General features: G+C 39.5%; 9 protein-coding genes. 6 read left to right on the top strand and 3 right to left on the bottom strand.

The features are described 5' to 3' along the window. Positions 1-39: 39 nt before the first annotated feature. The 3 genes from B3297_RS19995 to B3297_RS19985 all read right to left on the bottom strand — a co-directional run bounded on the left by B3297_RS19995 (position 40) and on the right by B3297_RS19985 (position 2,630). The gene (locus tag B3297_RS19995) at positions 40-573 is read right to left on the bottom strand and encodes an STM3941 family protein (protein WP_070566412.1); all 534 of its coding nucleotides are present in this window, start codon (positions 571-573) and stop codon (positions 40-42) included. A 4-nt stretch (positions 574-577) separates the two neighbouring features. Next, the gene (locus tag B3297_RS19990) at positions 578-1,141 is read right to left on the bottom strand and encodes a hypothetical protein (protein WP_286779351.1); all 564 of its coding nucleotides are present in this window, start codon (positions 1,139-1,141) and stop codon (positions 578-580) included. A 919-nt stretch (positions 1,142-2,060) separates the two neighbouring features. Next, positions 2,061-2,630 (bottom strand): hypothetical protein, encoded by a 570-nt coding sequence (locus B3297_RS19985; RefSeq protein ID WP_201639627.1) that lies wholly within the window; start codon positions 2,628-2,630, stop codon positions 2,061-2,063. Positions 2,631-2,846: 216 nt separating this feature from the next. Between B3297_RS19985 and B3297_RS19980 the strand changes: the two genes are divergently transcribed. The 6 genes from B3297_RS19980 (at position 2,847) to B3297_RS19955 (ending at position 15,283) form a co-directional block, all read left to right on the top strand. Further along, on the top strand, positions 2,847-3,293 hold the full coding sequence (locus B3297_RS19980) for a hypothetical protein (RefSeq protein ID WP_286779350.1): 447 nt from the start codon (positions 2,847-2,849) through the stop codon (positions 3,291-3,293). Between the two features lie 873 nt (positions 3,294-4,166). After that, on the top strand, positions 4,167-5,555 hold the full coding sequence (locus B3297_RS19975; RefSeq protein ID WP_201639625.1) for a DUF4832 domain-containing protein: 1,389 nt from the start codon (positions 4,167-4,169) through the stop codon (positions 5,553-5,555). A gap of 28 nt (positions 5,556-5,583) precedes the next feature. Next, positions 5,584-7,371 carry a glycoside hydrolase family 2 protein gene (locus tag B3297_RS19970; RefSeq protein ID WP_286779349.1) on the top strand — a complete coding sequence of 596 codons (1,788 nt, stop codon included), beginning with the start codon at positions 5,584-5,586 and terminating at the stop codon, positions 7,369-7,371. A gap of 128 nt (positions 7,372-7,499) precedes the next feature. Continuing rightward, positions 7,500-10,235, top strand: coding sequence for a sugar-binding domain-containing protein (locus B3297_RS19965; protein ID WP_159332794.1), 2,736 nt, complete (start codon positions 7,500-7,502; stop codon positions 10,233-10,235). A gap of 13 nt (positions 10,236-10,248) precedes the next feature. Beyond that, complete coding sequence (locus B3297_RS19960) at positions 10,249-11,019, top strand: hypothetical protein (protein WP_115049816.1); 771 nt, start codon at positions 10,249-10,251, stop codon at positions 11,017-11,019. A 199-nt stretch (positions 11,020-11,218) separates the two neighbouring features. Further along, on the top strand, positions 11,219-15,283 hold the full coding sequence (locus tag B3297_RS19955; protein ID WP_201303480.1) for a hybrid sensor histidine kinase/response regulator transcription factor: 4,065 nt from the start codon (positions 11,219-11,221) through the stop codon (positions 15,281-15,283). The last annotated feature ends 71 nt before the right edge of the window (positions 15,284-15,354 follow it).

Here is a 15,354-nt window from a genome sequence, read left to right as displayed (position 1 = left end):
GCTTTGCTTTTTGCCGTAGCGGAGAAATATCCGGTTTTGTTACTCGTTGTTATTCGAATATTTTATGAGTTTTTCATTCAAGAGTCTGAATAGCTCCTTATGCCTTATAGCCATATTGCCGCTACTAAGGTTGTATGGCGAACCATAATTCATATTAAACTGCATCATTTTCTTTTTGATCATATTGGGCTCGTCGTCTATCACTGCCTTACTATTTTTAATTAGGATAATGATAATAGGGGTTGAATAGATTGCTATTTCCTTAAACCCACTGATATCTTGCCATTCGATAAAAGTTTTGTGTATATCGACGATATGTAGCCCCTGATCCGTAATCTCAAGAAGTAGCCGGTTTGAAATCAAATATCGGACGAATACGATGGCGGCGAAACAAAAAAATAAAATACATAGGATACCGATCATCCTCGTTATTAGAGGTTCACCGTCAAAACTCTCCGGATGCATTACAAAGAAAATACCACCTGCGACAAACAGTAGCGAACCAATTAGCATTAACAATGTTTTCTTTTTGTTGCTATACAAGCGAATTATATGCTCGGTTTTATTTTCCATTATTTTAAATTTTTGGCTCATCCGAAACAATTAATATTCCGAAATTCTTGTCCGTAGCGCCATATCTGTCCACAAGTTCCTTTTTTTCGATGATTGTTATGGATTTAAAAAACTTGTCATTAATAGTTGCGAGCTTTGCTTCATAGCCTTTGCCAAGTAATTTTCCATGAAGGATGTAATGAAAACCGTCATCGCTACCCTGGGACTCCAATAGATGCTTGAACGCTGATGATTTAGATTTGAAGTAGTTAAGAAAGCGTTTTCTGCAGAATTGCTTTGTTTCAACGTAGAGGGCTCCATTTGCATTACTGTCAATGTGTTTAAATGCTTGACTATCTTTATATACTTTGACTGAAGCTATGTCGTTAGGATTCAATTTTTGCAGGTCTGCTTGGCTTATCTGTACACTATCAACAAACATAATAGGTGCTCCTTTTGATGTCTTTGAGATCTGAACTGTAGTCTGGGCATAACCTAGTGAAAATAATGATACGAAAAGGATAGTAAATATTAGTTTTTTCATGTGGATTAATTCAGATGCACGTATGTCTCTTTGGGTCATTCCCATGGTTATTATAATTTAAAAGTTGAAGTGTTTTTCTGATACCCATGTTTTGATATCTCGTTTATATGGTCTTTGTTAAATTTTGTATTTCCATAAAAATAATGAACTACGCTATTTAAAACAAGAAGATAAATTCAATTATTTGAATATATCGACCCTTAAGTTGCTTTATCGTAAATTCACCACTTGGCAAACCTACATGGTACATATTTGATATATCCCGACAACCATAAGTGATGGTTCGGCTTGTTTATCAATCAGACGATGAGCTTGTTTTCCTTTAAGGTTAATCTTTCATGTTTTTTGATTCTATTTTCATCTGCTTCAACGATTTGTACTGATTCAGGTTCCTTTATGTTGATTTTAAGAGTGAAAAGCTAATGGGTTATTATAGTAACTGTACGGAAGTGGATATAATTGTTCTATAATGGTCATTAGTAAAGGAATTACACTCTTTAGATTGCTTGATCCGGCGAAAATTATGTATTATTGTTAGCGTACATATTATGCAATGTAGTTTTACGATGAGACTAAAATTTCTCCTTGTTATTTTGGGACCGAGCTTTTTGTTTTTTTCTTGTAAAAACAAGAGTTTAACGAATTCCGTGTGGAAAAATTGTGGCGATAATAGTGACATGCAGGATATCCTTGTGTTTAATGATACGTATAATTTCGTTCGGAATGATACGCTCTATAGCAGACTGGGAATTGACTCCCCAATCGCTGTGATTAACCGGATTGATAGCTATTATGGCGAAAGAAGATTATATCTAAATAGGCTTTCTGATCAAAAAACCTATAGGTACTGTGAGCAATAATCGACCATATTAACATCGAATGTACTGCTATGGGGATTTCTAGAAAAAATCCTAAAAATATTTATGAGTATTGTTTCCCACTATTGTAGAATATAAATTCCGATTTAATTCTGAGTAATTATATTACCATCAAAATCTAGTTGGTAACAATGCGATCTGAAGTCGACCAGTTGTATACTTTTCGGTAATACTGTCACTTCTTGATGACCATTATTATTTACCCAGATATCGTGTCCTCCAAATCGCCATTTTATTTCTCCGAGTTTTGTTATTCTTGTGATTTCGAGTTCACCATGAACGAGCAGATCATCTTCTAATTTCTGAACACTGAAATTCGTTATATGATCTACTTGTCCTGTCCATTTGAGCGTTAAGTCTGGTATATTTAAATAATATAGTTTATTCCCTGCGCAAATATAAAGCACACTCTCCTCGATTATAAAGGAGGATTCGCTCAATCCTGTGAAAACCCCTGTATCACAAAGAATGGCACTAGCCACTTCATCTTGACCATGATTTACTAAAATGGCAATGTTAGATACGTTGCTATATCGATCACAAGAATCATCAACATATACCTGTTTGTAGAGTCTGAAATTATCGGTAGACTCAACTGTATATTGGTGATCCGTATAGATGAATACTTTATAGTGTTGATGGTAAATTTCAATCATTTGGACTTGTGGAAGCTTTTGCTATTAAAGATAGCTGTTATAGTCTGATTATCGAAAATTCAGTGCTTTATTCTAAACCCTTTCCTCTCCCCATTTCCCCCATTCACCGAGTTTTCCTGATCGTTGGTCTAAAGCCGGTAGGCTAGGGGCCTATTGTGTTGTAATTTTGAGTCAACAAATAAGAACAAAAAACTAACATAATAAAATAAAGACATTATGAGAACGCTAGTAAAAACATTCGCAGCAGCAGCTTTAATCGCAGTATCAACTTTCGCTATAGCAGCTGATGGACCTGGAGCAAAAGCAACAAAAGCAAACGTTAACCTTTCCGCAGCAGACTTGGCACTTGATAACTATGTTGCGGTCACTACGGAGGGCGAATCAGCAGGAGTAGAGCAGTTGTTCGCAGCTGATTTCAATCAAAAGATCCAAGCTTCCAATGCGCAGTCTAACAGCCGTAGCGAAGTCGTTAAATCCTTGAAAAAGCAAAAAGGCGAGAAACTAAACTGTACAGTAAGCACAGACATCTTAGAAGAATCGGCAGACTATATGGTCGCTAAATTAACCTTGAAATTTGAGGATTTCACCAAGACAGATTTAGTTGCCTTGGAACGTGTAGGCAATGACTGGAAAGTATCCAAATCGATCAATTCGTACAAATAATATCTAACAACTAGTGCGTTGCGAAACTAAGTTACAAGTAAAGCACTAGTGAATCATATGTTTAAATTTAGTTCGAAGCCACGTCGCAAGATTTGGCTTTTTTACGTCAAAAGGGTCTGATTCTTATCAGACCCTTTCTCTTAGCGTTTAGTTGTACAGTAATTTTTTATGTTTCCTATCGTTTCCTCTTTTTTGTTTCGTCATCCAATGTTTTTAAAGACTATTGGATTTTCACTGTACGACGCCAATTTTTATGTTGAACCTTTCTTTCGAAAGGCAGCTTGTAGACGTTTTGTACAGTAAGAACAACGGCTATTTGAAAATAGTTTTATTTTTTGGATTGGATTTTTTTTGGAAAAGCTTCAGCGGTAAGGCAGATTGTGCTATAGTTTGAAATTAAGCAGAAAGTAGATATTATCCTGTGCAAAAATTGAAGCGCTCAGGAAAGCTCTATCACAAATGAAGAAAGACATCGACATCCAATTTTTGTACAAAAACGAACCATTTCTGAACAAACCAATACCATAGCGGTAGCCTGACATAGCTATTTTTGTAATGCATCCCAATAAATCAATTTGATTTGAACACACCAATAAATTATAAACTATAAGAAGGGGGCTGATAAAACGGAAATCCAAAAACTAACAAGCAATAGACTTAAAAAATATGTTCAGATACGAAATAATAAACAGACAGATAATATCAAATAGGATAATCAAAAGTGTTTTTATCCTCTTATTTTGTACTTGCGCGTCGCTTGGCTTCTCTCAAAAAAATAAAGCCCAAGGCGGTGCCGGCAACTCGGGGTATATCTTATTAAAGCCAAAATACGATGGACATTCAGTCTTGCGCAACCCTTTAAATGGTTGGGTAATGTATGCTCCCCGTAATGCCGACGATTCGTATTGGGATATCGAATATTTTGTGCCAGCATTGGGTAAAAAGGTAAAGGTCATCGATTATGCTTCGGCATGCTATGTACGCACGAGCTGGTCTTCTCTGAATCCCAGTGAAGGCGTTTATGCCTGGGATGATCCAAATTCCAGAATAGGAAAGCTCTTAAAAGGCGCGCAAAAGAGAGGGTTGCCCATAGCGCTCCGTATAGTGGTAGATGGCCGCGACCAGGGGCAAAATACACCCAAATTTGTGTTCGACCTTGGAGCCAAATATTATTTGGAAAATAAAAATCATCCCGATAGACAAACCCCTTATCCTCAGGATACGGTATTTAGAAAATACTACACCAAATTTATCACAGCTTTGGCCAAGGAATTTAATGATCCTGAAAAGACCTCTTTTATTGATGCCTATGGCTTAGGAAAATGGGGTGAAGCACATTATGTTGTCTATGAAGATCCCAAAATGGCAACGCCCGAAAGTACTGAAAAAATAAAGGAAGAAACCTTGGACTGGGTGACCAGTTTATATGCCAACACATTCACAAAAGTTCCTTTGGTTATCAACTACCATCGTCTTGTAGGTCATCCCGAAAGTTGGGGAGCAGTCAACCCGAACAGTGAACGCTTGTTGGATAAAGCTATTGATAAAGGTTATAGCTTGCGCCAAGATGCTTTTGGCATGACTGGCTATTACCAGAATTGGGAAAAGGATTTTGCCAGGAAATGGAATTTTAAGCGTCCTATCATTATGGAAGGGGGCTGGATTATTGCTCCAGGTAAGCACCGTTATTGGATAGACCCGAGTGGAAAATATAGAGAAGGTCATGATGAGGATGTTAGAAAAGGAGAGTTCGACCTGTCGGCCGAAGCCCATGTCAATATGATGGACTTTAGAGCGGGGGGAGAAACTGAATCCTGGTTTAAGTCCTTTGATCTGGTTCAACGGTTTATTACAGAAGGGGGGTACCGTGTATATCCAGACCAAATCAATCTCCCTCAAGATATCAAGTCGGGAAAGATAGCGCAAATCTCCCATCGTTGGCAGAATATGGGCTGGGGCTATTTTCCTAATAATATTCCACAATGGAACTACAAATATAAAGTTGCTTTTGCACTGTTAGATGCCAAAGGGAATGTTAGAAAGATTTTTGTAGATCTTCAGAGTGAACCGTCTGCTTGGTTGAAAGGTGCTGCTGCAAGTTATAAAATAAATGCAAAAGTAGATCTACCTGCAGGAATATATAGCTGGGCAGTCGCCATTGTTGATACAACCAAGGAAAATAAGCCGGCAATTCAACTTGCCCTTGATGGAGATTTGACGGCTCAGGGTTGGACAAAGCTTTCGGCATTGCAGGTAAAATAGAAAATTTTATAAACAATTAACACCTATTATGATAAAGCTGATCAATCTATCTTTGATATTGTCCCTTTTTTTTAGCCTGATAACCTCCAACCTTGTTGCTCAGCAGAATATGGCCAATGTGTATGGTAGGCGAACTCAATCATTAAATGGAAAGTGGGACGCTATTGTAGACTTATACGACCAGGGAAGAAAAAACCAAATCTATCTGAATAAAAAGGCCGAAAATAAGACTGATTTTTATGAATACGCTTTCGAGAATGGTCTCCGTTTAAATGTACCTTCGGATTGGAACAGTCAAATGCCTGAACTTAAATATTACGAAGGTACCATCTGGTATGGCCGCAAGTTCGATGTATTGAAAGAAAGTAACGAAAGGCTGTTCTTATATTTTGCTGCTGTAAATTACCGTTGTCGCATCTATCTCAATGGACAAGAGATTGCACAACATGAAGGTGGTTTTACTCCCTTTCAGATTGAAATAACGGATGCAGCTAAAGAAAACGATAATTTTTTGGCAGTTGAGGTAAATAATAGCCGGCAGGTTGATGCCATTCCGGCAATGGCCTTTGATTGGTGGAACTATGGCGGTATCACCCGAGATGTCTTTTTGGTAAGCACGCCAAAAGTTTTTATCGATGATTATTTTGTTCAATTGGACAAAACCAAAGCCGATAAAATCACTGCGAAGGTCAAACTTTCGGAAAAGATAGCCAATTCCTCGGTAACTATCGAAATACCGGAACTACAACTAAAACAAACGCTTAAAACAGATGCTCAGGGAGAAGTGAAAACTTCATTCCTATCGAGAGAAATCAAACGTTGGTCGCCTACTGCACCTAAACTGTATAACGTGAAGATTTCAACGCGCGATGATCAAATAGAAGAGGAAATAGGTTTTCGCAATATTTGGGTAAAAGGGGAAGATATCTTCCTGAATGACGAAGCTATTTTTCTCAAGTCCATTTCATTTCATGAGGAAATACCTCAGCGCAAAGGTCGTGCTTTTTCACAGGCAGATGCAGTGATGCTGCTTTCAGAAGCGAAAGCTTTGGGCTGTAATATGATTCGTTTGGCGCATTATCCACAAAATGAATACATCGTGAGAACGGCCGAAAAAATGGGTTTCTTGTTGTGGGAAGAAATTCCCATATGGCAGGGCATCGATTTTGAAAATGAATCGACCAAAGATAAAGCCGGTAAAATGATGCGGGAAATGGTTGCTCGAGACAAAAATCGTTGCGCACTCGCTTTTTGGGGGGTAGCCAATGAAACCCAACCGTCCGAGCCTAGAAATGCTTTTATCAGGCATTTGATTGCTACATGCAGAGCCGTTGACACGACCAGGCTTATAACCGCTGCTTTTGATCTTGTTCGTTTCAATAAGGAGAAGGAAACCTTTGTTATGGATGATCCTTTTACGAAAGAATTGGACGTCGTAGCTGTCAACAAATATTTAGGCTGGTACCATTCCTGGCCAGTTTCTCCTAATAAAGCAGTATGGGATGTGGCAAAAGGCCAGCCTTTAATTATTTCTGAATTTGGAGGCGAGGCGTTGTATGGCAAAACGGGCGAAAAGGATGTCGTCAGTTCATGGAGTGAAGATTACCAAGAGACTTTATACAAAAACAACCTCGAAATGTTTAAGCATATCCCAAACCTGCGCGGAACTTCACCCTGGGTGCTATTTGATTTCCGTTCGCCTTTCCGTTTTCATCCGACCAATCAAGATGGCTGGAACCGAAAAGGACTGGTGTCGGATCAAGGCTATCGCAAAAAAGTCTGGTATCTAATGAAGAATTATTATGAGAATAAATAGAACTTCAATCTTAGCGCTTCGAAAACAGCCCTTAAAGACAATTTCACACTGACAAAGGCTATTCGGCCTGGCGCGCACAGAATAGGTTGGTGAAGAGAATGAAAGTACATAAATAATCGAAATATAAAATGGACGAATACAAGATAAGTATATACAAATACGTTAAAATAATATGCCTACTGGGGTTTCTAGTGCAAGCAACCTTTTTAAAGGCGCAAGATGTCATCGATTTATCGGGTACTTGGGGCTTCCAAACTGACGTGATGGATTTTCGAAGGGGCTCCCTGTCTCCCCGCTATAATCACGGTTTACAAGGAACAATTAAACTTCCGGGTATTACCGACGATTATCAGATAGGATATCAAAATCCTTATAAATATATTGACCGTCTGACCCGAAAATACGAATACATGGGGCCGGCATGGTACCAACGCGATATCGATATTCCTGCTGACTGGAAGGGAAAAAAAATATTCCTATATTTTGAGCGCACCCACTGGTTAAGTTCAATTTTCGTAGATACCAAGGAAGTTAGCAGCATCGATTATGTGAGTGTGCCTCACAATCACGATCTGAGTACTTCCTTAAAACCCGGAAAAAAGCATCGTATTACCATTTGTATCGATAACCGATTTCAGTACAATACACATAAATGGAACCATGCACATACTGAATTTACGCAGATTAACTGGAACGGTATCTTGGGAGAAATGAAACTGCTGGCCATAGATCCGGTTTATGTGGAAGACCTTCAGGTATACCCAAATATCAACGATCAGTCCATAAAAGTAAAATTACGGATCAATAATGTAACAAAAAAAAAGGTAAAGGGAAAGGTTTCCTTTGCTATCGACGGAACAAACTACAGTCTTAAAAATGAAATTGCTTTGTTAAGTACCGATTCGGTCACGTATATAGAGACAAAAATTCCCTTAGGTAAACAGATTAAACTGTGGGATGAGTTTAACCCAAATATTTATCGGATTAACTGCCAGCTGAATACTTCCGACGGTAAAAATAGTTACCAGCATGAAAAAGCGACCACCTTTGGTATGCGTGAAGTAAAACAAGGAAAAAACCATGTCCTGCTCAATAATCATCCGATCCATTTAAGAGGCAATGTTGAAAATGCAGTGTTCCCAAAAACAGGGCATGCTCCGCTCGATGATGCCTCTTGGGAACGCATTATGATACTGATGAAGGACTACGGCATGAACCATTTACGTTTCCATTCTTGGTGCCCCCCGGCGGCGGCCTTTCGCATGGCAGACAAACATGGGATATATTTTGAAGTGGAAATGCCTATGTGGGGGAAAGACGCCGAACCCGATGAGGCCAGATATAACTTCTTCCGCCGTGAAATTAAAGCTATTTTGAAAGAATACGGCAACCATCCTTCGTTTGTTCTGTACTGCAACGGCAATGAAATTACAGGGAACTTCGACTTTATTGAGGAACTTACCGCCGAAGGCAGAAAAGCTGATCCTCGTCATCTTTATAGCGGTTCTACTGCACGGACAAGAGTTAAATCAGATCAATATTACGTGTCCCAGCAAACCAACAAAGGGGCTGTAAAGGTTTACGAAGGTCAACCGGGTGCTGATTGGGACAAGAATGCGGAGTCTGATGTAGATGTGCCCGTCATTTCACATGAGTCGGGACAACGTTGTATCTATCCAAATTTTGATGAAATAAAGAAATATGCCAACAGCCCCGTAGAGGCCCGTAATTTTGAAGTATTTAGCGATTTATTGCAAAAAAATGGCATGCTGGACCAGGCAAAGGATTTCTTCAGAGCATCTGGTGCGCTGACCGTGCTGGAGTACAAAGCCGTGATTGAAGCCCTGTTACGATCGGGTAAATCTGCCGGATTTCAGCTTTTGTCGATGAACGACTTTCCGGGACAAGGTTACGCACCCGTGGGGATATTCGATCCTTTTTGGGATTCGAAAGGATTGGTTACGGCAGAAAAATTCAGGGAGTTTTGCGCGCCAACAGTCGCTCTACTACGCTATAACAAAAGCAGTTTTTTCAACACAGAAACATTTAAGGGTAAAGCCGAGGTATATAACTTTAGCAATTCTGCACTTGAAAATGCGAAAATTAAATGGTGGTTGACTGATACCGCTGGTAACGTATTGAAAAAGGGAACGCTGAAAAAGCAAACCATTGCCAACGAAAATGTATCGCCGGTAGGCGAATTTGAGATTTCCCTGAAAAACATCGGCACCCAAAAATTTACGGTTCATCTTGCGGTGAACGATAGCATTAAGAATAGCTGGGACATTTGGGTATATCCAAAGCATCAACATCTGATGCAATCTACAGCAAATGTGTTGTACACCGATGTCTACGATGATGTTGCAAAAAGGCAGTTGGCCCAGGGCAAAACCGTGGTTTTTTATCCTTCGCCAGACCAGGTAAAGGGTCGAAAATCAATGTTTCACAATCATTTTTGGAATCCCATTATGTTTGCATGGGCACCGATGACCATCGGCAACCTGGTCCATCATAAACAGGCCATGTTTAAGGATTTTCTTACTTCATACCATACCGATTGGCAATGGTGGGATATCCTAAACCATGCAAAAGTAATCGAAATGCAACATGCACCACAACAACTGCGTCCCTTTATACAGGTCATCGACAGTTACGACAACAACCAGAAATTGGGTATTGGTTTCGAAGCCAAAATGAACGGCGGGAAACTGCTAGTATTGGCATTGGATACCAAAAATGATATGGATAACCGTCCCGCTACCCAACAATTGTTGTACAGTATCGATAATTATGTAAAAAGTGAGAAATTCTCGCCGCAAGTGGCCGTAGAAGAGACCTTTATTCAGTCATTTTTAGAGAAATAAAAAGGATTAAACGATGATAAGAACAATGATATTGTCTATGATGACTTTTCTTTGGGGTCAGATCCTCATAGCACAGGAAATTATGTTAGAAGAGAAAGCATCCGTAAACCAGGTCTATAATAAGACTGTCGAGGCAGGAAATGCATTATCTTTTAATGATTTGGACATCGAATCGGGCTATGTACTTTATCAGACCGAGATAAACACTGATGCCGAAAGCGAAGAGCTGGAATTGGAAAACGTACGCGATTATGCCGTGGTCTATGTCGACGGTAAGGTGCAGGGTAGCCTGACAGATAAGAGTAAAAAACTAGCCATCAAAGCAAATCCAGGCAAACACTTGCTTCAACTTTATGTCGAGAATATTGGTCGGATCACTTACGGACCAGAAATTACAGATAATTCAAAAGGGCTATTTGGCACCATTACTTTAGATGGAAACGACCTTCAAGACTGGAAAATGATTCCCTTAACGGTGCGTAATTATCCACTCAAGGATTTGGTTTTTGAACAAAGACCAGCTAATGACAGCCCCGGTTTTTACAAAGGTCAGTTCGAACACAATCTGTCCGGAAACAAGTATCTTAATATGACAGGATGGGGAATGGGCGAGGTCTGGTTAAATAAAAAATATTTGGGATCTTACTGGGAGGAAGAAAAACAGCAGTCGATATTAATTCCTTCGGCGGATTTAATACCCGGAAAAAATGAACTTGTAATCTTCGAACTCAAAAATAATCAGCAAAAGAAGATAAGTTTGTCCCCAACGCCTGTTTTTAAGTAAATTGGTACTGTTGGCTTCGCATGGAGCTGAACAGCTGAAAAAGAGCTAAGGCCAGAATTTCGACGAAGCTCTTTGCCTAATAGTATGATAATCGAAGTTTATAGAACCACTGATCAACAATTAGCTTCAGGTATTTTGTTTGTAACTGGCACGCGTAAATCTTGGATTGAAATTTAAACAGCTTTAATAGCATCGGTAAATGAATAAATACAGTCTGATAATTTGTTTCCTCATTTTTTGGGGGCAATGTGTTCTCGGTATCGATCTTTCGAGGTATAGATTTCATTTGATGCCCGAAACTTCTTATTATGGCGGTATACAGAGCATCGCAAAAGATAGTTTAGGGCGTATTTGGTACACGGGACCCGATGCGCTCTTCATGTACGATGGCAACAGTTTTTATCAGTTAAATGATATCGTCTCTGCGATCAAACCAGCACAAAAATGGGGTTATGGTTCTTTAATTCGGGATAAAAAGGGAAATCTGTTTCTAGCTTCTGGGCAAGGCTTATTAAAATTCGATTACGAACGGTTTTCTTTTCATGTCGTGGTTCCCGGAATGATCCGTTCGCTTTGTGTACATAGCGATGGTCAGGTTTACATGCTGTCAGACAATAGCATACTACGCTATAATCCGCAAAATAAACTGACAGAAAGCTTTTTATTGCCCAAAAACAAGTCTTTCCAAAATATATTGAGTGCTAAAGATCACGTGTTTCTAAGCCAAGGCGCTGTTGTGTATCAAGTTGAAATGACGAAAAAACGCTTAATCCAGTTTGCGGATTTTGGTAGTACGACAAATCAGGTGAACGATGCGGTTGCGTATCGGGGCTTATATTACTTTTTAACACAGCGAGGGGGAATCCATGTAACGGATTTGACAGGTACCTTAAAACAGAAGATCCCGGTAAGCGTAGCGGGAAATTCATCTGTTTTAACCAAAAAACTTTATCTGGACCAAACCGGCATAATCTGGGTGGCTACACAGGCCGGATTATTTTTTTATGATCCCGCGACTGAAAGTAGCAGTGCCTTACGGATGAACCTGAACGATGCCTATTCATTACCTAATAACTCGATATGGACGATTTATCCAGACCCGGACCAAGGGGCCTGGATAGGTACTTACGGTGGTAAAATAGCTTATTGCTCGCTTTACGATTCCCGAGTTCGTTACTTCAAGCCCAGCCCAGGGGGACTCAATCACCCCATAGTCAGTAGTTTTCAGGAAGATCATCTGGGAAACATATGGATCGGTACCGAGGGGGGAAGCTTGAATTACTGGAATAGAAAAAAGGATCAGTTTACCCCCCTAGAAAAATCGCAGGGTAGTTCGTTAAGTCCCCATATGATTAAACGCCTGAAATTTGACCGAATGAGCAAAAAACTGTTGATTTCAGCCTATAACGGCGGTATTGGCAGTTATGATGTAGACAATCAGCATTTCAGCAGTTTCAATTTCCGCTCTCCGGAGAGCCAGCAACCACTCACCGTTTATGATTTTGTAAACGATAAGGAAGGCACCTGGTGGATGACAGATCCCGATAAATCATTTTTATATCGAAGAAAGCCTCAGGGTTCTATAGAGATGGTGAGCGTCCTTAATGCGCAGGGCAAAAAAATGGAACTCGAAGTCGAAGCATTATATGTGAATAACCAAGATCAGCTCTGTTTAATTAGCCATCAAGGATTTTTTGTTGTAAATCCCCATACCTTAAAGGTATTGAAGCACTACGTGCTCAAAGATGCTTCCTATTCAGCAAATTACCTGTGTAGTTATACAGCGACTTCAAATGGCGAAGTGTGGTTGGGAACATTGGGTAAAGGCGTAAATGTACTCAGAAGAGATGGGACATATGTCAACTATAGTGTAAATAACGGATTTCCGGCGAAAATGGTATTTGGCATATTAGAAGATGTTGCCACGAAAAATATCTGGTTAAGTACCAGTGATGGTCTTTTTTGTTTCAACTGGAAGTCCAGTAAATTTGAGAAAGCGAGATTTTATCAGGAAAATAACATTGGTTCATTTTATATTCATGCCGCTTACAAAACTTCCAGGGGTGAAATGCTGTTTGGTGGTACCAATGGATTTCTACTTTTCGATCCGGCGTACCTCAATAAAAATCTTCAAAAACCGAAAGTGTTTTTTACAGGATTTCTGGTCAACAATAAACTCGTGAAACCAGCGGATGGCTCATCAGTTTTAACGAAAGACATTGGTAGTCTTTCCAATCGAAAAGAAGACAAGATAAGACTCTCCAGTAGCCAGTCTAATGTAGAAATTAAGTTTTCGGCAAATAGTTATCTATCCGCAGAGAAAAACCAGTTCGCTTACCGGATGTTGGGGCTTGGTGAAGACTGGCAAATCAGTCATGCCAATCAGAAATCTGTACAGTTTCTCAATCTTCCAGGCGGAGATTATACCTTTGAAATCAAGGCTTCCAACAATGATGGGCTATGGGGCGATCAAATTTCACGATTATATATTCATGTCGATCCACCATTTTTCTTGTCGTGGTGGGCTTATTGCTGCTATGCAGCACTTGTTTCTGCTCTGCTCTTTTTCATAATGAGATATTACAGCAATAAAAGAGTGTTTAAAGAGCGATTAGCACTCGAGCGTTTAAAAGAACAGAATATGCAAGAGCTGAACCAGGCGCGTACCGACTTCTTTACCAATATCTCACACGATTTAAAAACACCGCTAACCTTGGTTTTACAGCCGCTTAAACAACTCAAAGACACTATTGTGGCCAATGATACCGCTTTGGTATACATGGATTTAATAGAGAAAAATGTATCCAGAATACAGCGGATGATTAGCCAATTGCTGCGCTTTCGCGAAATAGAAAGCCAAAAAATTACACTCAATCCGCAGGTTGGTGATTTTATCAATTTTGTAAGGGATCTATTTAGCTTATTTGAGCTCTATGCCAATAAAAAAGGTGTTGAAACCAATATTTCCGCGTACAAGGACAATTTATATGTTGCCTTTGATTACGATGTTATCGAAAAAATATTGACTAATCTGTTTTCCAATGCCCTAAAATATACACCAGATAATGGGTATGTGGGCGTACGTATCTATAGTGCAACAGCAGAAGAAAAAGAACGGTTTCCTTCGTTAAATCCGACGGAAATCGAATACATCTCCATTGAAGTTATAAATACCGGTGATTGTTTTTCTGAAGAACAGATCGCGATGCTTTACACTTCTTTCAACCGCTTATCTTCTCATCGGCCAACTTTTGAAGAAAGTTCAGGACTTGGACTTGCCATTGTGAAAGAACTGGTAGATGTGCTGGAGGGTAAAATATGGATGGTCAATAAGACCGATAAAATTTCATTTACCATTTCACTACCGTTAAGAAAACAGGCCGGGGCAGGCGATATGCAGCCTAACGTTTATGATTATACCGTTTCTGAAATCGACGATATTATCATGCAGGATACTGCAGCCCCAGAAACAAGATCGATCCCTATAAAAAAGACAGATAATATCCTGCTCATTGAAGATGACCAACAGCTGCGTGTTTACCTGGAGCAGCGTCTGGCCGAAAAATATAATGTGTACACGGCGAGTGATGGGGAAGAAGGCTTAATTAAAGCCGAAAAAATTTATCCGCAACTTATTATTACCGATTTGATCATGCCAAATCGCAATGGCTTGGAAGTATGCCGTAGCCTTAGACAAAATTTTAAGACTAGCCATATTCCTATTATTATGATTTCGGGTACGGGAGATGACAACCAGCATAAAATAAAAGCATTGGAATATGGCGCCAATGTGTTTATTGATAAACCGTTTCATGTCGACTATCTGTTGCAACAGACGGAAACCATTCTAAGAAATCAGCGGGAACTAAAAGAAAAATACAGCAAACACGTTCAGGTAGATCCCTCCAATGTAACCGTTACCTCCATGGACGAGGAACTGCTGATTAAGGCCATTCAGGTCATTGAAGAAAATATTGACAATGCCAGTTATTCCGTAGAAGATTTTGTGGCTGATATGAACGTAGGCAGAACCATTCTCTATCAAAAAATACATGATATTGTGGGAATGTCTATCAAAGAATTTATTTTGAATATGCGACTGAAAAGAAGTGCTTATCTGTTAGAAAAATCGGATTTGACGATAGCTGAAGTTGCTTACCAAACCGGGTTTAACAATGCCAAATACTTTAGCGTCTGTTTCAAAAAACAGTTTGAACTGAGCCCTTCAGAGTTTAAGAAAAAGGTTTCCAGTGGAAAGAAATAAAAATACAGCCAATAGTTTACCGATTTACCCTTTCAGATAGGAGGAAGGCAATTCTATATTTTTGAAATCCT

The sequence above is a fragment of the Sphingobacterium sp. UBA3519 genome, assembly GCF_002377215.1.
Lineage (GTDB): Bacteria > Bacteroidota > Bacteroidia > Sphingobacteriales > Sphingobacteriaceae > Sphingobacterium > Sphingobacterium multivorum.
The sequence above is the reverse complement of the archived record's forward strand: the minus strand, read 5'-3'. Positions and strand labels throughout refer to the sequence as shown.